Annotated in this window: 15 protein-coding genes and 2 tRNA genes; 13 read left to right on the top strand and 4 right to left on the bottom strand. The window is 59.1% G+C overall.

The genetic code is table 11. From position 1 onward, the window contains the following. Nucleotides 1-26 precede the first annotated feature (26 nt). Nucleotides 27-1,145, top strand: coding sequence for a succinylglutamate desuccinylase/aspartoacylase family protein (locus tag AB4O16_RS22800; RefSeq protein ID WP_460155864.1), 1,119 nt, complete (start codon nucleotides 27-29; stop codon nucleotides 1,143-1,145). A 13-nt stretch (nucleotides 1,146-1,158) separates the two neighbouring features. After that, complete coding sequence (locus AB4O16_RS22795; protein WP_460155863.1) at nucleotides 1,159-1,923, top strand: ABC transporter ATP-binding protein; 765 nt, start codon at nucleotides 1,159-1,161, stop codon at nucleotides 1,921-1,923. Between the two features lie 67 nt (nucleotides 1,924-1,990). Here AB4O16_RS22795 and AB4O16_RS22790 read toward each other — a convergent pair whose 3' ends face one another. Then, nucleotides 1,991-2,200 (bottom strand): hypothetical protein, encoded by a 210-nt coding sequence (locus AB4O16_RS22790; RefSeq protein WP_150718635.1) that lies wholly within the window; start codon nucleotides 2,198-2,200, stop codon nucleotides 1,991-1,993. Between the two features lie 107 nt (nucleotides 2,201-2,307). Continuing rightward, nucleotides 2,308-2,874, bottom strand: a complete 567-nt coding sequence (dcd, locus tag AB4O16_RS22785) for a dCTP deaminase (protein WP_110658603.1) — start codon at nucleotides 2,872-2,874, stop codon at nucleotides 2,308-2,310. A gap of 354 nt (nucleotides 2,875-3,228) precedes the next feature. On the opposite strand from dcd, the gene AB4O16_RS22780 reads away from it, so the two are divergent. Continuing rightward, nucleotides 3,229-3,438 carry a cold-shock protein gene (locus AB4O16_RS22780; RefSeq protein ID WP_002554837.1) on the top strand — a complete coding sequence of 70 codons (210 nt, stop codon included), beginning with the start codon at nucleotides 3,229-3,231 and terminating at the stop codon, nucleotides 3,436-3,438. Between the two features lie 148 nt (nucleotides 3,439-3,586). Here the strand turns inward: AB4O16_RS22780 and AB4O16_RS22775 are convergent, their stop codons facing one another. Further along, a complete protein-coding gene (locus tag AB4O16_RS22775) occupies nucleotides 3,587-4,594 on the bottom strand; it encodes a DUF481 domain-containing protein (protein ID WP_160389027.1) in 1,008 nt (335 codons plus the stop codon). A gap of 164 nt (nucleotides 4,595-4,758) precedes the next feature. Here AB4O16_RS22775 and AB4O16_RS22770 point away from each other — a divergent pair, with 164 nt between their 5' ends. The 4 genes from AB4O16_RS22770 (at nucleotide 4,759) to AB4O16_RS22755 (ending at nucleotide 9,546) form a co-directional block, all read left to right on the top strand. After that, the gene (locus AB4O16_RS22770; RefSeq protein ID WP_160389026.1) at nucleotides 4,759-5,112 is read left to right on the top strand and encodes an MGMT family protein; all 354 of its coding nucleotides are present in this window, start codon (nucleotides 4,759-4,761) and stop codon (nucleotides 5,110-5,112) included. 44 nt (nucleotides 5,113-5,156) lie between these two features. Continuing rightward, complete coding sequence (locus AB4O16_RS22765; protein WP_160389025.1) at nucleotides 5,157-6,716, top strand: AmpG family muropeptide MFS transporter; 1,560 nt, start codon at nucleotides 5,157-5,159, stop codon at nucleotides 6,714-6,716. Between the two features lie 143 nt (nucleotides 6,717-6,859). After that, entirely contained in the window at nucleotides 6,860-8,575 is a 1,716-nt protein-coding gene (locus AB4O16_RS22760) for a proline--tRNA ligase (protein ID WP_460155862.1), read from the top strand. A gap of 17 nt (nucleotides 8,576-8,592) precedes the next feature. After that, the gene (locus tag AB4O16_RS22755) at nucleotides 8,593-9,546 is read left to right on the top strand and encodes a hypothetical protein (protein WP_460155861.1); all 954 of its coding nucleotides are present in this window, start codon (nucleotides 8,593-8,595) and stop codon (nucleotides 9,544-9,546) included. A 39-nt stretch (nucleotides 9,547-9,585) separates the two neighbouring features. Here AB4O16_RS22755 and dinB read toward each other — a convergent pair whose 3' ends face one another. After that, complete coding sequence (gene dinB, locus AB4O16_RS22750) at nucleotides 9,586-10,647, bottom strand: DNA polymerase IV (protein WP_160389022.1); 1,062 nt, start codon at nucleotides 10,645-10,647, stop codon at nucleotides 9,586-9,588. Nucleotides 10,648-10,947: 300 nt separating this feature from the next. Here dinB and AB4O16_RS22745 point away from each other — a divergent pair. The 6 genes from AB4O16_RS22745 to AB4O16_RS22720 all read left to right on the top strand — a co-directional run bounded on the left by AB4O16_RS22745 (nucleotide 10,948) and on the right by AB4O16_RS22720 (nucleotide 21,187). Continuing rightward, nucleotides 10,948-11,024 (top strand) — tRNA-Met (locus tag AB4O16_RS22745). Between the two features lie 231 nt (nucleotides 11,025-11,255). Beyond that, nucleotides 11,256-11,332: transfer RNA gene (locus AB4O16_RS22740), tRNA-Met, on the top strand. 270 nt (nucleotides 11,333-11,602) lie between these two features. After that, on the top strand, nucleotides 11,603-14,245 hold the full coding sequence (mprF, locus tag AB4O16_RS22735; protein WP_460155860.1) for a bifunctional lysylphosphatidylglycerol flippase/synthetase MprF: 2,643 nt from the start codon (nucleotides 11,603-11,605) through the stop codon (nucleotides 14,243-14,245). Beyond that, a complete protein-coding gene (locus tag AB4O16_RS22730; RefSeq protein ID WP_460155859.1) occupies nucleotides 14,245-15,540 on the top strand; it encodes a virulence factor family protein in 1,296 nt (431 codons plus the stop codon). Before mprF ends, AB4O16_RS22730 begins: the two co-directional genes overlap by 1 nt. A 183-nt stretch (nucleotides 15,541-15,723) precedes the next feature. After that, nucleotides 15,724-18,483, top strand: coding sequence for a hypothetical protein (locus tag AB4O16_RS22725; protein WP_460155858.1), 2,760 nt, complete (start codon nucleotides 15,724-15,726; stop codon nucleotides 18,481-18,483). Further along, nucleotides 18,470-21,187, top strand: a complete 2,718-nt coding sequence (locus AB4O16_RS22720; RefSeq protein ID WP_460155857.1) for an adenosine deaminase — start codon at nucleotides 18,470-18,472, stop codon at nucleotides 21,185-21,187. The genes AB4O16_RS22725 and AB4O16_RS22720 overlap by 14 nt, the downstream gene beginning before the upstream one ends. Nucleotides 21,188-21,235 lie beyond the last annotated feature (48 nt).

The following is a 21,235-nucleotide window of genomic DNA, read 5'->3' as shown; positions in this document are numbered from 1 at the left end:
TCTCAACCAGTTTCAGGAAACAACAGATGCGCCACCAGAAACATGACCTGCTGGCCCCGCTGCCGGGGACCGCACGACAGATCCACAGCTTTCACTTCGGCCCTCAACCGGCCAATGGCAAGATCTACATCCAGGCCTCCCTGCACGCCGACGAAATGCCCGGCATGCTGGTGGCCTGGCACCTCAAGCAACGGCTGACGGAGCTGGAGGCCGCCGGCCGCCTGCGCAGCGAAATCGTACTGGTGCCCGTCGCCAACCCGGTCGGCCTGGAACAGGTGCTGATGGATGTGCCGTTGGGCCGCTATGAGCTGGAAAGCGGGCAGAACTTCAACCGCTGGTTCGTCGACCTCAGCGAGGAAGTCGGCAACGCGATCGAAGGCAAGCTCGGTGATGACCCGCAACACAATCAGCAATTGATCCGCAGCAGCCTGCGCGATGCGCTCGCCCGGCAGACCGCCAGCACCCAACTGCAATCCCAGCGCCTGACATTGCAGCGCCTGGCCTGCGACGCCGACATGGTGCTCGACCTGCATTGCGATTTCGAAGCGGTCGCGCACCTGTACACCACGCCGGAAGCCTGGCCGCAGGTGGAGCCGCTGGCGCGCTACATCGGCGCCGAAGCCAGCTTGCTGGCTACCGATTCCGGTGGCCAGTCGTTCGACGAATGCTTCACCCTGCTCTGGTGGCAGTTGAAAGAACGTTTCGGCGAACACTTCGACATCCCCCCGGGCAGTTTTTCGGTGACCGTCGAATTGCGCGGCCAGGGCGACGTCAACCACCCTCTGGCCAGCCGCGACTGCCAGGCGTTGATCGACTACCTGATCCGTTTCGGCGCGATCGCCGGCGAACCCGCGCCACTGCCTGACCTTCCCTGGCCGGCGACGCCGCTTGCCGGCGTAGAACCGGTGGCTACGCCGGTCGGCGGGTTGCTGGTGTTCACCGCACTGCCAGGCCAATACCTGGAAGCCGGACAACTGGTCGCCGAAATCATCGACCCGATCAACGATCAGGTCACCCCCGTTCATTGCGCCACCGCCGGGTTGATGTACGCCCGCTCGCTGCGCCGCATGGCCACTGCCGGCATGGTGATCGCCCACGTCGCGGGCACCGAAGCCTATCGCAGCGGCTATCTACTTTCGCCTTGAGGATGCACGCCCCATGTACAAACTGACCATCGAAGGCCTGCATAAAAGCTACGGCGACCATGAAGTCCTCAAAGGTGTTTCACTCAAGGCCAGGACCGGCGACGTCATCAGCCTGATCGGCGCCAGCGGCTCGGGTAAAAGTACCTTTCTGCGCTGCATCAACTTCCTCGAACAACCCAACGACGGCGCCATGAGCCTCGATGGGCAGAACATCCGCATGATCAAGGATCGTCACGGCATGCACGTGGCCGACGCCGACGAATTGCAGCGGATTCGCACCCGCCTGGCCATGGTGTTCCAGCACTTCAACCTGTGGAGCCACATGACGGTGCTGGAAAACATCACCATGGCCCCGCGCCGGGTGCTGGGCTGCGACAGGAAAGAAGCCGAGGACCGCGCCCGGCGCTACCTCGACAAGGTAGGGCTGGCCTCCCGTGTGGCGGACCAATACCCGGCCTTCCTGTCCGGCGGTCAGCAACAACGGGTAGCGATTGCCCGCGCATTGGCGATGGAGCCGGAAGTCATGCTGTTCGACGAACCGACCTCGGCGCTGGACCCGGAACTGGTGGGTGAGGTGCTCAAGGTGATCCAGGGCCTGGCCGAAGAAGGCCGGACCATGATCATGGTGACCCACGAAATGAGCTTCGCCCGCAAAGTGTCGAGCCAGGTGCTGTTTCTGCACCAGGGCCTGGTGGAGGAAGAAGGTGCGCCGAAAGACGTGCTGGGCAACCCGAAGAGCGAGCGGTTGAAGCAGTTCCTCAGCGGCAACCTGAAGTAACGTCTACAGCAATACCTGTTGTGGGAGCAAGCTCGCTCCCACATTTGATTTCTACCGCCTGATCTATTCAGGCCACAGGCGCAGGCGGTGGCTCATCCGGCAATGTAGGTTCGCCAGGTTCCATCGGCTGTTCATTCGGGGTATCGGGATCAGGCTGGCCGGGGATGCCCCCTGCCATGCTGACGGGCGGATGTGCCAGCAACGACCAGGCCAGAACGCCAACCTGATTGGGTTCAAGCCTTGCCAGTTCGGCACTGATTCGCGGATCGATCTTCATTCGGCACTCCAGGGCGATGGTCCGACCCGCCTTGCGCGGATCGGAACAGTACACTCCATAGAGTGTACGCCCGCTCAGGAATTCCCGAAATTTGTCGGACGGTTGACTCAGGTGCGCGGCAGGGTCACGCCACGCTGGCCCTGGTACTTGCCGCCACGGTCCTTGTAGGACACTTCACACTCTTCGTCCGACTCAAGGAACAGCATCTGCGCCACACCTTCGTTGGCGTAGATTTTCGCCGGCAGATTGGTGGTGTTGGAGAACTCCAGGGTCACGTGACCTTCCCACTCAGGCTCGAGCGGCGTGACGTTGACGATGATGCCGCAACGCGCGTAGGTGCTTTTACCCAGGCAAATGGTCAATACATTGCGCGGAATGCGGAAGTATTCGACGGTGCTGGCCAGGGCGAAGGAGTTCGGCGGGATGATGCACACGTCGCTGTGGATGTCGACGAAGCTGCCGGCATCGAAGTTTTTCGGGTCGACGATGGCCGAATTGATGTTGGTGAACACCTTGAAATGATTGGTGCAACGCACGTCGTAGCCGTAGCTCGACACGCCGTAGGAGATCACACGGTTATCGTCGCTGCCGCGTACCTGGCGCTCGACGAAAGGCTCGATCATGCCGTGTTCCTGCGCCATGCGGCGAATCCACTTGTCCGATTTGATGCTCATGGCGGGGTGTCCTGAATAGCGAGGTCGAAAAATTCTGTCCGGCATCTTACCGGGCGCGCCGCCGGGTTCAAAGTCCGCGCTGCAATTCTCGCCGAACAGCCTGGAATTACCGGCGCCGGCGACGAAGCGTCACACCGCCGATCCCTAAAACAGAGAAACCTTCGCAAGAAGCATTGGCACGTTCCGGAAAAAGGGTTAAGGTGGCGCCACTGTGCTGCTTGTGTCACTGAGAATCTCTACACGATATGTTGAATTTCGATCCAACCATCTACAAGAATTTTTCCTGCTCTTTGCACTCAGTCTCGGCCAGGGTTCTTCCTGAGTCGCAGTTATCTTTGTTCAAGGAGTTACACCATGTCTAATCGCCAAACCGGTACCGTTAAGTGGTTCAACGATGAAAAAGGCTTCGGCTTCATCACTCCACAATCCGGTGACGACCTGTTCGTTCACTTCAAAGCTATCCAATCCGACGGCTTCAAAAGCCTGAAAGAAGGCCAACAGGTTTCTTTCATCGCTACCCGCGGTCAGAAAGGCATGCAAGCTGAAGAAGTTCAAGTTATCTAACTTGTACTTGCTTTAGTAAAAAGCCCCGCCCTCAACAGCGGGGCTTTTTTGTGGGCGGGTGTTTTTGCCCACAAAAAAATCGCCGCCTCCAACAACCCCTGCGTTGACCTCGCAGGAGCTGCCGAAAGCGGCGATCGATCAGTCCTTCTTACCAGGTCACGCCAAACCCTGCGGTGTAGCGCGTCTTGTCCAGGTCCGCGTCGTCGGTACCGCTGATGATGTTGCGTTCAGCCTTGAGATTGAGCGAAGCCCAGTCAGTCACCTTGTAGCGCAGGCCTATCTCGGAATCGAGGGCGTAATCAGCGACGTCCGTCAGCGGTTTGCCCACCTCGCCGTTGGTGAAGAACTCGACTTTCTTGCCAATCAGATAGCGGTTGTAATCCCACTTCATGGCCACGGAATAGAAATTTTCCTTGCTGCCATCGACGAACTCATAGTCTGTGCGGTTGACCAGCGAACCCAGGGAAAATGCGCCCAGTTCGTTATCCCAGAACTGGTAACCCGGACCTGTACCGACCGTACGCTGACGCGAGAGATCTTCAACCTTGTCACGCTTGTAAACCAGGCGACCCTGCCAGAACCATTTGTCCGTCAGGAAGCGGTCAAGGGAGTACTCGGCCCGCCAGTTGTCCGTCGTGACCACGTCATCCTGGAATTCGCGGTTGTACTCGCCTTCGGCGGTGTGTCGCCAGCGACCATGACGTGCCGAGGTCTTGAAGTCGATATCGTAGTCGTCGGTGTCCTTGTCGGCGCGCTGGTAATCCAGCGCGGCATCGATGTTGCCCTTCCAGACCAGATCCTCGACGACCGGCTTGGGCTTGAGCATCTGCTGAATACTCGCCAACTCCACCGTCCTGGGTGCATCACCGTTGGCCAGGGTAACCTTGCCATCCCCCGCCGCCTGCAGCGACTTGGCCACCTCGCCGGTATAGGCATCCTGCTTGACCAGCAGATGCTGATCACTCTCCAGGGTTTTCACCTTGCTCCACTCGATCGGAACCTCACCGGCGTACTCGGTCTTGAGCAATAGCTTGCCGCCATCGAACAGGATGATCTTGCCGCTCAACTTGTCACCGTTCTTCAACCAGATGGTATCGGCGAGCAAGGGCGTGGAGGCACTGAGGACGGCGAGGCACAGCAGGGATCTGGACAACATAAGCAAGATACAAACTCGGGATTGCGAAAAAAAGTCGGCATTATCCGTAGGAACAAGGCCCTGACAAGGACTGACCCGACTATTTCTATTGAGTTCATTTCTCAACTACCCGTACTGGAATTACTCTACAGACGGTAAAGCAGACTTCTTCAGGACTGACGCACGTGACCGATCCAACCGATGAACCCGAGAGCGCAGCGCAAATCCGACGCACGGCGCTATATCTGACACTGGCGCAAGTTCCCGAGGGCAAAGTCGTCAGTTACGGTCAGTTGGCCGAGCTGGCAGGACTGGGTCGCGCCGCGCGCTGGGTCGGCCGCACACTCAGCCAATTGCCGAGCGACAGCAAGTTGCCGTGGCACCGTGTTCTGGGTGCAAACGGGCGTATCAGCCTGCCGGTCGGCAGCCCTTCGGGGGATGAGCAGCGCGCGCGATTACGCACGGAAGGCATCAGTGTCCTGAATAATCGTGTTGATATTCAGCGCCATGGCTGGCGTCCGGTAGAGCACAGCGGTTAGAGTGCGCGCTTTGTTTCCGTATTTGTTGAGGCAGACTCCAGCCCATGCCCCGTAAAACCTGGCGCGCCGCGCTCGCCGCTTATGCCAGCCCCTCGACACTCGTGCTGTTGCTGCTTGGTTTCGCCGCCGGCCTGCCCTACATGCTGGTCTTTTCGACGCTTTCAGTCTGGCTGCGTGAAGCCGGCGTGGCTCGCGAAACCATTGGTTATGCAAGCCTGATCGGCCTGGCGTATGCCTTCAAATGGGTCTGGTCGCCCTTGCTCGACCAATGGCGACTGCCATTGCTCGGCAAACTCGGTCGACGACGATCCTGGCTCGTACTGTCCCAGGCCCTGGTCATCCTGGGCCTGATCGGGATGGGTTTCTGCGACCCGCAAAAGCATCTGTCCTGGCTGATAGCCATCGCCGTTGTCGTCGCATTCGCCTCGGCGACCCAAGACATCGCAGTCGACGCCTACCGCCTGGAGATCGCCGAAGACAATCGTCAGGCCGCCCTCGCCGCCAGCTACATGTCCGGTTACCGGGTCGCTGCGCTGCTGGCCACCGCAGGCGCGCTGTACTTCGCCGAAGGCTTTGGCTCCACCGGTTTCAACTACAAGCATTCGGCCTGGGCCGGCACCTACATCCTGTTCGGCGCGCTGATGATCCCGGCACTGCTGACCTCCCTGTTCATGCGCGAACCACCCGTGCCGTTGCGCACGCAACTGCAGGCCGGGCGCTACAGCTTCGCGCACCAACTGGCCTCGGTGTTCGTGCTGATCATATTGCTGGTGTCCGTGCCGGCCATGTTCACCCAGCTCTACAACACCGACTTCGCCAGCGTTCTGTTCGAAGGCGCAAGCCTGCTCGACCTGCTGCTCCAAGACCGCGCGTTCCTGCGGGCCATCCTCTACATCACGCTCACCGCCCTGTGCCTCTCGGCCATGGGCCGTCGTGGCCTGGCGCCAGTACTGACGCCGATCAACGACTTCATCCTGCGATACCGCTGGCAAGCGCTGCTGCTGCTCGGCCTGATCGCCACCTATCGGATGTCCGATACGGTCATGGGCGTGATGGCCAACGTGTTCTACATCGACCAGGGCTTCACCAAGGACCAGATCGCCAGCGTCAGCAAAATCTTCGGCCTGATCATGACCCTGGTCGGCGCCGGCATGGGCGGCCTGCTGATCGTGCGCTTCGGTATCCTGCCGATCCTGTTCATCGGCGGCATCGCCTCCGCGGCGACCAACATCCTGTTCCTGATGCTCGCCGACATGGGCCCCAACCTGAACATGCTGGTGCTGACCATCTCCCTGGACAACTTCAGTTCGGGCCTGGCCACCTCGGCCTTCGTCGCCTACCTGTCGAGCCTGACCAACCTCAAGTTCTCCGCCACCCAGTACGCCCTGCTCAGCTCGATCATGCTGCTGCTGCCACGCCTGATCGGCGGCTACTCCGGGGTCATGGTGGAGAAGTTCGGTTATCACAACTTCTTCCTGATTACCGCGCTGCTCGGCGTCCCGACCCTGCTGTTGATCGCCCTGCACTGGTTCCAGGAGAACCGCCGCGCAGGACCGACACCGACACCGGAACCGGTGCAGACCCCGGTCGTCGAAGAGTCGTAGGCTCTTTACCCAGGAAAATTCGCGGAGGGCCGAGTGAATCGCGCCCTCCTGCCACACCGCCGACCGCACGCCTGTACGCCAGCGGATCTCGCCCGTACAATGCTCCGTCATTTCTCGTCATCAGCAATCGATAACGGCCAACCATGCGCACCAGTCAATTTTTGCTCGCCACACAAAAAGAAACGCCTTCCGACGCGGTCGTGATCAGCCACCAGCTGATGCTGCGCGCCGGCATGATCCGCAAACTCGCCTCCGGCCTGTACACCTGGCTGCCGATGGGCCTGCGGGTAATGCGCAAGGTCGAGGCCGTCGTTCGTGAAGAAATGAACGCCGCCGGCTCTCTCGAAGTGTTGATGCCGAGCACCCAACCGGCCGAGCTGTGGCAGGAATCCGGGCGTTGGGAAGAGTACGGCCCTGAATTGCTGCGCTTCAAGGATCGCCATGGCCGCGACTTCTGCGCAGGCCCGACCCACGAAGAAGTCATCACCGATCTGATGCGCAACGAATTGAGCAGCTACAAGCAGCTGCCGATCAACCTGTACCAGATCCAGACCAAATTCCGTGACGAAATCCGCCCACGCTTCGGTTTGATGCGCGGCCGCGAATTCATCATGAAGGACGCGTACTCGTTCCACGCCGACCAGCCTTCGCTGCAGGTCACCTACGACCGCATGCACCAGGCCTACTGCAACGTGTTCACCCGCCTGGGCCTGAAGTTCCGCCCTGTTGAAGCCGACAACGGCTCCATCGGCGGTGCCGGCTCCCACGAGTTCCACGTGCTGGCCGAGTCCGGCGAAGACGACATCGTCTTCAGCAATGGCTCCGACTACGCCGCGAACATCGAAAAAGCCGAAGCCGTGCCACGGGAAACCTCGCGCGCCGCTGCGACCGAAGAACTGCGTCTGGTCGACACCCCGAACGCCAAGACCATTGCGCAACTGGTCGAAGGCTTCAACCTGCCGATCGAGAAAACCATCAAGACCCTGGTGGTGCACGCCGAAGAGAAAGGCAAGCTGATTGCCCTGATCATCCGTGGCGACCATGAGCTGAACGAAATCAAGGCCGCCAACCAGCCTGGCGTAGCCAGCCCGCTGGTCATGGCCTCGGAAAGCGAACTGCGCGAGGCCATTGGCGCCGGCGCCGGTTCCCTTGGCCCGTTGAACCTGCCGCTGCCGATCATCATCGACCGTTCGGTCGAACTGATGAGCGACTTCGGCATCGGTGCCAACATCGACGACAAACACTACTTCGGCGTGAACTGGGAGCGCGATCTGCCTGTTCCGACCGTTGCCGACCTGCGCAACGTCGTGGCCGGTGACCCGAGCCCGGACGGCAAAGGCACCCTGGAAATCAAGCGCGGCATCGAAGTCGGGCACATCTTCCAGCTGGGCAACAAATACAGCAAAGCGATGAAGTGCGAAGTGCTGGGCGAGAACGGCAAGCCGGTCACCCTGGAAATGGGTTGCTACGGTATCGGCGTGTCCCGCGTGGTGGCGGCTGCCATCGAGCAGAACAACGACGAAAACGGGATCATCTGGAGCGACACACTCGCGCCGTTCCAGATTGCCCTGGTGCCGCTGCGCTACGAAACCGAGCAGGTTCGCGAAGCCACCGACAAGCTGTACGCGCAACTCACCGCTGCCGGCTTCGAAGTGCTGCTGGACGACCGCGACAAGAAAACCAGCCCGGGCATCAAGTTCGCGGACATGGAACTGATCGGGATTCCACACCGGATCGTGGTCAGCGACCGCGGCCTCGCCGATGGCAACCTGGAATACAAGAGCCGTACCGAGGCCGAGCCGCAAGCGCTGCCGGTCGCTGAAGTACTGTCGTTCCTTCAGGCCCGTATCCGCCGCTGAAACCAGATAGAGACGTCATGTTCAAGCGAAACACCTTAGGCCTCGGTGCTGCCGCCCTGTGCGGCACCCTGCTGGTCAGCGGCTGTGCCAATCAGATGTCACAACGCAGCGAGCACGAGGAACGTGTCGAGCGCAAATTGCTCGATCACAGCCTGCAGATCGATGTCGGCGAGCCCACGGTGCTTGAGCTGCCGCAACGGCGCGTAAAAATCCACGAGCAAAAGACTTTCGAAGTCACCGAGTACGAAGTCACTCGTCACTACGATCGCTATACGCCGTACCAACCCTGGCGGGAGGTTTACGAAATCCCGCTGGGCGCGGTGGCCGTGGTGGCGGGTATCGGTGCCAACGTGGTCAATGTGTTCGCCCTCGGCAACCTGCCGGACAGCGTGACCAAAGACTGGCTGAGCTACGGTTTCGCCGGGCTCAATCCGTTCATGAACGTGCAGTCCCATGGCCGCGCGCAGCAGAACCTGGCCGGCATCGATGAAATCCAGCGTGACAAACGCACGGAGTACTCGAGCCTGCCCTGGAGCGAGCGCCCGGTCGAGGTCAAGGCCGGCAAGGAAACCTTCGAACTGACCACCGACAAAAACGGCGTACTGCGCCTGAACCTGTTGGATAACCCGTTCGCCGAACATGACATCAATCATCTGACCCGGTTGCTGATTCGTGTCGAAGATGGCCAGGACAATGTCCGCAACGACGCGACCCTGGCCATCAGCAGCACCTTGCGCAGCAAGCTCTATGAGGCCCACGGGCTGATTTATGACGATCTCGAAGGCGACGAGGTCAGCCAATGGGTTCACCGGGTCAAACGCTTGTCGGAGTTGGGTCTCGAAGAAGAAGCCACCGAGCTGGAACAGAGCCTGATCGAACTGACGCGCAATGATCCCGAATTGCAGACCGAATTCCTCAAGTCGCTGGCCCAGAATGGCGAACGACTGGTGGCGAACCCGGGATTGAATTGAAAAGCTTAGTTGTCACCCTGCTCGCGATCAGGGTGACAACTACCGCTCAAACAACTCCATCTGCTCAAACCCGCCCCGCAAGTCTTCCAGCCGAACCCCGACCCCCAACAACCGCACCGGTTTACCGCCGCGATTGAAAGCCTGGGTCAGCATCAACTGATAACTCCCCAGATCCCGCCCTGCCCCGGCTTGCTCCAGTGTGGTCTGAGTGAAGTCATGGAACTTCACTTTGACGAATGGCTTGCCCGGACGATAACTGCTGTCGATTCGCGCCATGCGACCGGCCAGGGTCTCCAGCAGTTCGGGCAGTTTATCCAGGCAACTCTTCAGATCAGGCAGATCAACGTCGTAGGTATTTTCAACGCTGATCGACTGACGACGACTGTCGTTGTGCACCACTCGCTCATCAATCCCGCGGGCCAGGCTCCAGAGTCGCTCGCCAAAGCTGCCGAACTCACGCACCAGCGCCAATTTGTCCCACTCGCGCAATTGCAGGCAATCGGTGATACCCAGCTTGCCGAGCTTGTCGGCAGTGACTTTGCCGACCCCGTGCAACTTGTTCACCGGCAAGCCACTGACAAAGTCCTCGACCTGGTCCGGAGTGATGACGAACAGGCCGTTGGGCTTTTTCCAGTCACTGGCGATCTTGGCCAGAAACTTGTTCGGCGCCACACCCGCCGACACGGTGATGTGCAACTGGTTGGAGACCCGGCGGCGGATATCCTGGGCGATTCGCGTGGCACTGCCCGCGAAATGCGCGCTGTCCGACACATCCAGGTAGGCCTCATCGAGCGAAAGCGGTTCAATGATCTCGGTGTAGTCGCGAAAGATCGTGTGAATTTCCCTGGACGCTTCTCTATAGGCATCCATGCGTGGCTTCACGATGGTCAGGTCCGGGCAGAGTTTCAGGGCGTGCCCGGAGGACATTGCCGAACGCACGCCGTACGCCCGCGCCTCGTAATTACAGGTGGCGATCACCCCGCGCCGATCCGCCGACCCGCCCACCGCCAATGGCTTGCCGGCCAGACGCGGGTCGTCGCGCATCTCAATGGCGGCGTAGAAACAGTCACAATCGACGTGGATGATCTTTCGCTGAGTCATGGCAAAGCAGTGTTCATGGCAAGGAAATGGCGTCTTTGTTTGACGGATATGCAGTATCTCACCGACACCTGTATATAGCACCAGTAGTCTGAATGTTCTTTTCGACGCGTGGGAAATGTCACTGATGAATTTATTTTTTCAATCGGAAAATCATTCCCAATAGAGCCACAGGCCTTGCCCCGCCTGCCTCACAGACCGAAAACCCTCCCCTTCGACAAGCTAACCGATTGAAGCAGAACAGGTTTTATCGGAATTGAAGGTTGACACCCCGGCGCATCTCTATAGAATGAGCCACACAGACGCGGGATGGAGCAGTCTGGTAGCTCGTCGGGCTCATAACCCGAAGGTCGTCGGTTCAAATCCGGCTCCCGCAACCAAACATCAAAAAAGGCTACTCGAAAGAGTGGCCTTTTTTGTGCGTGCTTGTTTTGTAGCGCCAGGCACCTGAACCCACTGCCCTATGGACTCGAGCCGTAAGCAGAAATCGTTCTGATTCCGAAACTTAAGGCAAGCCTGCGACCGTTTGACGCGATTCAACGTTTATTTGACCTGGTTCGGGATTAACGGTTGACACCCCGGCGATTCTCTATAGAATGCCGCCACACAGACGCGGGATGGAGCAGTCTGGTAGCTCGTCGGGCTCATAACCCGAAGGTCGTCGGTTCAAATCCGGCTCCCGCAACCAAACATCAAAAAAGGCTGCTCGAAAGAGTGGCCTTTTTTGTATCTGTTGAAAAAGTCCTTTCGCAACAATGATCTGTCACTGTGTAGCAAGCCGCTTGGGTCCCCCATGCGCCGGGTTCAGACTATGCTCTATCGCAGGCTGAAGCCTTCATGACCGATGTCGCGCCGTCTCCGCTGACAGGCGTTAATATTTGTGATTATTTTTTTCTACAGGGATTGGTAACTTGGCTGGATACCCCCATCCTGTCGCGCACAATCCAAGAGGTGATTGATGCGCGCCAACTCGTCTGATTCACAAGACACTGTCACAGCGACACAACCGATCAAGGCTGAGCGTCTGCGCCTGCTTGATCGGTTGAGCAAGTACCGTCAGCCCATCGGCCTGGCGATTACCCTGCTGTTGTTCGCGATCGCGCTGATTGCCTGTCGCCACCTGCTGAGCGAGCTCGACCTTTACGCGCTGCACGACTCGATCCTCGAAGTTCCCAAACCTGCCTTGATGGGCGCGCTCGGCGCAACCGTGGTGGGCTTCATCATTCTGCTCGGCTACGAATGGTCGGCCAGCCGCTATGCCGGGGTGAGCCTGGCGCCGCGCACCCTGGCACTGGGCGGGTTCACAGCCTTTGCCATCGGCAACGCCATCGGCCTTTCAATGCTGTCGGGCGGCTCGGTGCGCTATCGCCTCTACGCCCGTCACGGCCTGGGGGCGGCTGAAGTCGCCCAGATGACGCTGTTCGCCAGCCTTTCGCTGGGTTGCGCCCTGCCACCGCTGGCCGCCCTGGCGACGCTCAGCGACCTGCCTGCCGCGTCCACCGCCCTGGGGCTCTCCGAGACGTTGCTGGGCATGGTGGCAAGCGTAGTGCTCGTGCTGTTTTCGGTGCTGGCGATCGGTATCTACCGTCGTCGCCTGCCGGATCAGCCTTACCCGGACAACCTGCTGGTCAGGATCGGCCGCCGCACCTTGCGCCTGCCCGGGCGTCGCCTGACGTTCCTGCAATTGCTCATCACTGCCCTCGACGTGGCGGCCGCCGCGACCGTGCTCTATCTGCTCCTGCCGGAAACGCCGCCCTTCGGTGTGTTCCTTCTGGTTTACCTGCTGGCCCTGGCCGCCGGCGTGCTCAGCCATGTGCCGGGCGGTGTCGGGGTATTCGAAGCGATCTTGCTGGCGGCCTTTTCCGACACCCTCGGTGCCGCGCCACTGGCGGCCGCCCTGCTGCTCTATCGCTTGATCTATGTGGTCCTGCCCTTGCTGGTGGCCTGCCTGCTGTTGCTGATCAACGAAGGCCAGCGTCTGTTCCAGACACGCCAGACCTTGCGCGCAGCCTCAGGCCTGGCGGCGCCGATACTGGCGGTGCTGGTATTCCTGTCCGGTGTTGTCCTGCTGTTCTCCGGCGCCACCCCGGAGATCGATACCCGCCTGGAACACATCGGTTTTCTGATCCCCCATCGCCTGGTCGATGCATCGCACTTTGGCGCCAGCCTGGTCGGCGTGCTTTGCCTGTTGCTGGCCCAGGGCCTGCGCCGCCGGCTGTCGGCCGCGTGGATGCTGACCACCATTCTGTTGCTGGTCGGCGCCCTGCTTTCGCTGCTCAAAGGCTTCGACTGGGAAGAAGCCAGCCTGATGGTACTGACGGCGAGCCTGCTCGGGGTCTTCCGCCGCTCGTTCTATCGCCCCAGCCGCCTGACCGAACTGCCGTTCTCGCCGCTGTATCTGGTGGCCAGCCTGTGCGTACTCGGTGCATCGATGTGGCTCCTGCTATTTGCCTATCAGGACGTTCCGTACAGCCACCAACTCTGGTGGCAGTTCACCCTCGACGCCGATGCCCCTCGCGGCCTGCGTTCGCTGCTCGGCGCCGCTGTGCTGCTGGTGGTGGTGTCCCTGACCTGGCTGCTGCGCACCGCGCGCCCGGTCATTCACCTGCCGACACCCGAGGAACTGGAACGCGCCAGCAAGATCCTGATGGCATCGGCCCAACCGGATGGCGGCCTGGCCCTGACCGGTGACAAGGCGCTGCTGTTTCACCCCAATGACGAAGCCTTCCTGATGTACGCCCGTCGCGGCCGCAGCCTGGTGGCGCTGTATGACCCGATCGGCCCGGGCCAGCAACGGGCGGAAATGATCTGGCAGTTCCGCGACCTGTGCGACATCCACCACGCCCGTCCCGTGTTCTATCAAGTGCGCGCCGAGAACCTGCCGTACTACATGGACATCGGCCTGACCGCGATCAAGCTCGGTGAAGAAGCCCGGGTCGACCTCAAGCGTTTTGATCTCGAAGCCAAGGGCAAGGAGATGAAGGACCTGCGCTACACCTGGAACCGTGGCACCCGTGACGGCCTGTCACTGGAAATCCATGAGCCGGGCCAGGCGCCGATGGAGGAGCTCAAGGTGATTTCCGATGCCTGGCTGACCGGCAAGAACGTGCGCGAGAAAGGCTTCTCGCTGGGCCGCTTCAGCGATGACTACCTCAAGCATTTCCGCATCGCGGTGATTCGTTTCGAAGGACGCCCGGTGGCGTTCGCCAACCTGCTCGAGACCTACGGCCACGACCTGGCCAGCCTCGACCTGATGCGCGCGCACCCGGACGCCCCGAAGCTGACCATGGAATTCATGATGGTCGGCCTGATTCAACATTATAAAAATCATGGATACGCGCGTTTCAGCCTGGGCATGGTGCCGTTGTCGGGGTTGCAACCCCGTCGCGGCGCACCACTGACCCAGCGCCTGGGCTCGATGGTATTCCGCCGTGGTGAGCAGCTGTACAACTTCCAGGGCTTGCGCCGCTTCAAAGACAAGTTCCAGCCTGATTGGGAACCCCGTTATATGGCCGTGCCCGCCGGACTCGATCCGCTGGTTGCGCTGGCCGACACTGCCGCCCTGATCGCGGGCGGCTTGACCGGATTGGTGAAACGCTGATGATTCAACGCTCCTTGCGGTATGTATTGGGCACACTGGTGATAGTGGCCCTGATTCTCGGTGGCGGTTTCTGGTACCTGAAACGCCCGGCACCGGAACCGACCCTCCAATTGCTGACCCCGGCCGACGGTGCGCCGATGACCCGTGTCATCCCCGGCACCACGCCACAAGCCCAGGTGCTGGTGGCGGTCAACGAAGACCAGAAACTCAGCGACAAGCAATTGCTGACCCTGAGCCGCAGCGGCTCGGCACAGATTGTCCAGGTGATCCTGCCCAAGGACTGCCTGCTGCAAAGCCGTGCCCTGCAAGCGGGCCTGCGGGAACTCAAAGGCCCGGCCACCCTGGTCAGCGGCATCGGCCCGGGCGCCGTGCTGGCCTGGCGCTGGCTGTCCGAGCAGAAGAATGACAAGGCCCAGGCCGTCTCGGTCGACCTGGCCCTGGAAAAGGGCGGCTGCACTCACCTGCTGCCCAAAAGCGCCGCCCACGGTCATTGGCTGGTCGCGTGGAACGACAACCCGGACGACACCAGTGCCGGCTTCGTGCGTGATCAACCGAACGCCGAAACCAGCATCAGCGACTACGACATCAACCTGCCGCAGGTGCTGAACAACGAACTGCGCAAGATCCTCGTCGGCGGCGACAAGGCCGCTGGCGGGCTGCAGATCCCGGTGGTCGAAGTGCCGGCAGGCCAGGCCAGGGACACCGTGACCCTGTTCCTGTCCGGTGACGGCGGCTGGCGCGACCTCGACCGCGACGTGGCGGGCGAGATGGCCAAGATCGGCTACCCGGTGGTCGGCATCGACACCCTGCGCTACTACTGGCAGCACAAGAGCCCGGAGCAAAGCGCGCTGGACCTGGCTGAGCTGATGCAGCACTACCGGCAGAAATGGGGCACCAAGCGCTTCATCCTGACTGGTTACTCGTTCGGCGCCGACGTCCTGCCGGCGATCTACAACCGTCTGGCCGAGTCGGAACAGAATCGCGTCGACGCAATCATCCTGCTGGCCTTCGCCCGCACCGGCAGCTTCGAGATCGAAGTCGAAGGCTGGCTCGGCAACGCCGGCAAGGAAGCCGCCACCGGCCCGGAAATGGCCAAGCTGCCAGCCGCCAAAGTGGTGTGCATCTACGGCGAAGAAGAAACCGACGAAAGCGGCTGCACCGACAAGACAGCGGTGGGCGAAGCCATCAAGCTGCCTGGCGGCCACCACTTCGACGAGAACTACCCGGCGCTGGCCAAGCGTCTGGTGGATGTGATCGAGAAGCGGCAGGTGAAGGAAGCAGCGGCTACAGAGTGATCTAACAGCCGGCAAAAAGCCCCCGCTGCCGCAAGGCAACGGGGGCTTTTTTGTGGGCGGCTGGTTCCTTTTCAGGGGAAAACCCATCTTGCCTCGAATGAAATTCGGCGGCAACGCCATTATCTCGCCATCACGGGTCTGTCCAAGTAAACTGCCTTTATTTTTCAGGAAGGGATACCGACGATGAGCCAGCTGCCACTAGTCATCAACCTCTCAAATAGCGGGACGGGAAAGTTCGATGAACGTAACGATATACTGCAGCGGGATGCTCTCAAGCGTCTCGACGCTCTCATCGTCGAACAGGTAAACGGCATTTCTGACGATAACGAAGACAGTTACGCCAAGGTCAAAGAAACCTCTTTGAGCTACACACGTATCCACAATGCGATGCTCATTCAAGGTGGGCGCGGAAGCGGCAAGACTACCTTTCTTCTTAACGCCCTTCGTCGACTGAACGCGCCCCAAAACCTGGACAAATCGGAAGAACCAGACATCGCCAGGGTAGCGGGCAACCTTCACGTCCTTCCGATGATTGACCCGACCCTGATAGAAACCAAAGAAAACATCATCATCGTCATTCTGTCGATGATTGAGGCCGCCATTGCGCATTCAACGGACGATAGCGGCAAAATGGAGAAGGTGCGGCAATCTCTGGCAGAGGGTCTCGGTCTACTGGATGGAATCGGACCGGACTCGGCATACGGTAATGAATGGGAAGATGCCAACTGGGTCATGAGTCGAGGTCTGCATAAAGCAAAGAAAGGTCGATTGTTTGAGCTGAAATTTGGCGTTTATCTTGAAACAGCACTAGCTATGCTTGATAAAAAAGCTTTCGTGATTGCCTTTGACGACGTCGATACCAACTTTAACCACGGCCACACGATCCTCGAGACCATCCGCAAATACCTGACTTCTCCCCGCCTTGTTCTGTTGCTGTCCGGCGACCTGGATCTCTATGGCCGCCTGCTGCGTCGCAACATCTACAGCACATTCGGCGAACAAGTCCTGAAATACGATCCTGCTGTCATCCGGGATGATAAACGCAACCTCGGCCATGCGGTGCTCGAGCTGGAAGAGCAGTACCTTTTGAAAATCGTACCCCCACAGAACCGAATTCCAATGTTGCCATTAGGAGGCATCATGCAAGGCTCAAAAGTCTTCGTGAATAAGGATGGGGACCCGAAGAACGAACTAGAGTTATCTTTTTGGGCCAACGAGCAGATCCGAAAGTTACTCCTCGAAAAAGATGGGCAGTCACAGACATTCTTCGACTTCGTCTCCATGGAACACCTGCGCTTGGTCATTGGCTATCTGCAGGCACTTAATCAGGACGACAAGAAAGCCAGTCGCCAGATGATTTTGAAGGTATTCGAAACTCGACTGAGAACCAGCCAGGTTCCGACCGACCTCATCGAGCGAGGCAACTTCGATTACTCCCTGAGATCCGCGTTCGAGTGGCTGGCCAATCAGGATGACGCGCCCGACTTGCTTCAATTCAGCGTTCCGGTAGACCCGGTCAGGGCTGTGGTTCTTCATTGCTTGGCACTGGCACTTGCTCAAGGTCTCGAAACACGTGGCGGTGGAGCATTACGAGCACTATTTGCTCTCGCGCTACCCGTTACGATGATGAGGCGTCCCGAAAACATCGACAAAGACACTCGAACGTCCATTTTCCGCTTTCTCTGGACCAATTCCGCCCCCTCACTACCCGAAATAGCAGCGCGCATCGGTACCATCGATCGGTCTCGCCGCCAAGAGATCGGAAAAGTACCCGCTAGTTCTTTTGGATCAGTGGGTCTAACTCACAAGCTTTCACCGAAAGACAATTTGTTTCGACTTTACGGTCTAAGCGACCCTGTCAAGAGTGGCGATCGCCTGACTGTCGCCGATCTGGTCGAGCTCAACTGGCCTGACATTGATGACACAACCTCACATTGGGTTCATGACGTTTATGTCTCAGACAACAGTGACCTACAGGTCCGGCAGAGTGTGAGCTGGTTCTCGATCGACGATCTGATACAAGAGCGAAGTGAAAAGTTTAGCGAGGTTCTGAAATTGATCGTCTACAAACGCTTCAGCGCGCGCGGAGAGGTATTTCGGTCACTTTCAGCCCTATCACTTTTCGCCGTTATTGGAGATTTGTTATTGTCCAACGAAATCGGCGACCTAACCTCCCATGCCGTGTCTGCCACCATCCCTCCATTCAAGCGCGAAAAAACACAAGAAGAACTCAACTTTTCGAACGAAGCAGACGATGAGCAAAACGAGGAAGAATCAAGGGAGGATGAAGACACGACTCACGTGCAGGACGATGGATATTTCGACAGTTTCATGCGGGACCTCAAGGATTGGCACACCTTCGCCCGTGACGACCGTCTGAACGCCGCAGTTTCTCCATCTATGCTCGGAAGCATTGCTTCGCGTATACATGATGACCTGATGGATCTGGATGAAAAGGTCACCTCGTCTTGGAAAAGCGGGCAAATCCTGCACAGGCAAATCACCAACATCTTGCACGGTATCCTCGTGCTCACTTCAGGATTACCGGGGCGCAAGGAAAGCCCAAAAGTCTCTGATAGACCATTGCGCGAGGCACTCGGGCGCATCCAGGGAACCAGAATGGGCGCCTCTCTTCACCCATTGGCGGTCATTCTCCTTTCCTGCCCGCTGGTCTGGGTTTTCATGGACCCGCGCGACTACGACGATGATGAAGAGTTAACTCCTAACCTACTTAATGTTGCCGCGCTCGAAACCTTGAAAGACTGGAGAGACCATCAGGCAGCGGAGAGTTTCAAGGTTTATCCGCGCTTCGAGAGCTGGCTGACTGCGCCAAAAATCCGGATAAAAATCGGCCCTATCGTTCAATCCGCTAACCAACGCTCCGTACTTTTGGACGGTTTCTATGATGTCCTGAACGTCGTACCACGCAATGTCACGAAATAAACCCGAGCCGTCCTCGCCCCTTGCGAACGAGCTGTTCGAAGCCCGTGAACTGGTGGACTACGCCAAATGCGTGCTGTCCAACCTGGACCTGTTGCGGGCTTTCGAGCGCTTGTCGAAATCGGCGCCTGACAAAGTCGACGAGACGAAGCATTTCACGCAGGAGCAAAAGGCAAATCTGAACGAAGCCCATTGCACAGGACGTTTCGTGCAGATGCGCCGGCTCCACCCTTCGCTGACCGATGAGGGGGCCGAAAACCGCATTGCGCGGATCGTGAAGCGGATCAATGGCCGAACGGCACTGCCCGATCAGTATCCCGTCAGCCTACGCCTGGGCTGCCTGCAGAAACCGCAGACCGGGACGGACGATAATCTGAATGGCAACCTGCCGGAACTTTTGTCTTGTCTGGGCGAAATGTTCCTCTGCGAGGGCAACGATGGTTCGATCCGGGTACGGACAAGGTTGCTGGAGCCTTGGCAGGATCTGGTATTGGTGGTTCCACCGCTGCTTATTACGTCGGCCTGGATGGCGCAGCGCCTGCACTTGTCAGACGCCACGCCGTCAATCGATGAGCTTCAAAGTGTTGTAGCCCGGATGAATTCGTGGCTGTGCGATTCCACCTTGCCGGTGGATGACGATCCGTTCCTCGACCACCTGTGCCTGACCGAGGGTCTGGACGAAACCCATCTCCACCTCAACGGTACCACCGAGGCTGAAAAAGTCTGGTGCGATGCGCTGGAGCGGCCGGAACAAGTCGTCGGAGGGCTCACGGCAAAGACTATTAAAGAAGACATTGGCATCAAGGTGCCGATTGGCAACGGTGTGAAGCGCTTGCTCCAGCAGGAAGATCCGGACCTTACACCGCAACGACTGATGCTGCGGGTCAAAGATGCCGCCGAGCTCAAGGCGCGCTTGTTGAACCACGCGACGCCCAAGGTTGAGCAGACGTTTTGCGAGCCGCCAGTAGCGGCATATCGGCGAGCACAAGAACACTGTTTGCGACGAATTTCTTCGCAGACGCCCCGAGTGGTCAAGGAAGCCTGGCAACTGGTGGCCCTATTCAAAGGCTTTGATCAGAGCCGCATGGATCACACCAGCGGCCTGCTCTTCTGGCACTACGCACTGCTACGCGCCCAGTTCTGTCGCCTGCTAATTCAGCAATCGAACCAGAAAGGTTTTGACCAGTTTCAGAGCATCACACTCAACGAATTACGCGAGGCGACGGAGAAGGATTACGCCGAGCGGTTCCGCCAGATCGAGCGCGGACAGCAGAAAGGCGTGGACTTTCTGGAAGGCCGATTCACTCCAAAAATGACCCCGGACGACACAGCGATCTTGCTCGGACGGATTTTGCGTGGCTACCTGGAGTTTCTCGGCGAAGGTGTGGCGCGGCCGGCTGGGGTGATGCGCGAGGCACGCGAGTACCGCTCACTGTCGGACTTATTGAGTCGGGTCCGTAGGCTGGAAGTCGGGGACGACGAATTGCCTGATAGCTCACGAAAACACCCCAGCCACAGCCATATCCCGCGCTCGTCCCGACGTTTGCGCCTGGGACTGGTACCGCACTTCGTCAAACAGACCCATAAAGTTGAGCGTGAAGACTTCTTTGGTGGGGAGAAATTACGCGCGATTTGCCGGGACGCGAAAGTCCGTCGCGAATCCGATCAGCGTGCACGAGCGCTCGTGGCGCTGATCCAGCGGACACCCGGACTCGAAACGCTGATCCGTGGCATTGATGCAGCCAGCAATGAACGGCATGCCGGCCCCGAGGTATTCGCTCCTGTGTTTCGCCGCATGCGCCATGCAGGCATCCGCCGCTTCACATATCACGCAGGAGAAGACTTCGGACACATCGTCTCCGGGATCCGGGCAATCTATGAGGCGGTGGTTTTTCTTGACTTCGATGCGGGCTGCCGGATAGGCCATGGCACAGCCTCGGGGCTGGATCCGAAGGCTTGGTGGCAAGCCGTTAGCGGCTATGTGGTCATGCCAGCCGAAGAGCGGCTGGACGACTTGGTGTTCGCCAGAGAAATGCTGCTGTCGACCCGCATCCATATTGATTCCCTGCCGTTGATCGAAGCGGAGATCCAGCGCTTGTCGATGAAGATCTGGAACGATCCACGCATCACCCCTGACCTTCTCGCCGAGGCCTGGAAACTGCGCGCCCTGGATCCTCTGGCGCAGAACGCGAGCGTGGAGGATGTCGACTCCAATCGAAGGTTCGAAGCCCGATGCATTGCCAACGCCCGTCAACGTAACGCAAATGCACTGAACCACTTTTTGCGTCGGCACGGAATAGAAGCGAAAGGCGAAGAGCTTAAGGCAGCACGCGAGGACGTGATCGTTTCCCAGGAAAACGATGTATTGCGGCCCAAGGTAATTCGAGCCATTCAAAATGCGGTGCTGCGATTGCTCCGCGAGCGCTCGATTGCCATTGAAACACTACCCAGCAGCAATCTGCGGATCAGCATTCACAAAAGCTATAACGATCACCACGCACAAAACTGGTTGGGACTGGGCAAGAAGCCCGTAGAAGGCCCTGTCAGCGTGGTCATCGGCTCGGACGATCCCGGCATTTTCGCAACCGGTTTGCGTCTAGAGTACGCACACCTTTCGCGAATGCTGCACGCCCATATTATGTCGCCCGCAAGCGCCAAGGAGTTACTTCGCAGGATGTGCGTGGAAGCCAAGCAGTTCCGTTTCTGAAAGACGGCACCGGTATCGTCAAAAAACAAAAAGCCCCCGCAGCCAAAA

The organism is Pseudomonas sp. S2_H10 (assembly GCF_054668285.1).
Note: the sequence above shows the minus strand (reverse complement) of the source record. Positions and strands in the feature narration are given on the sequence as shown.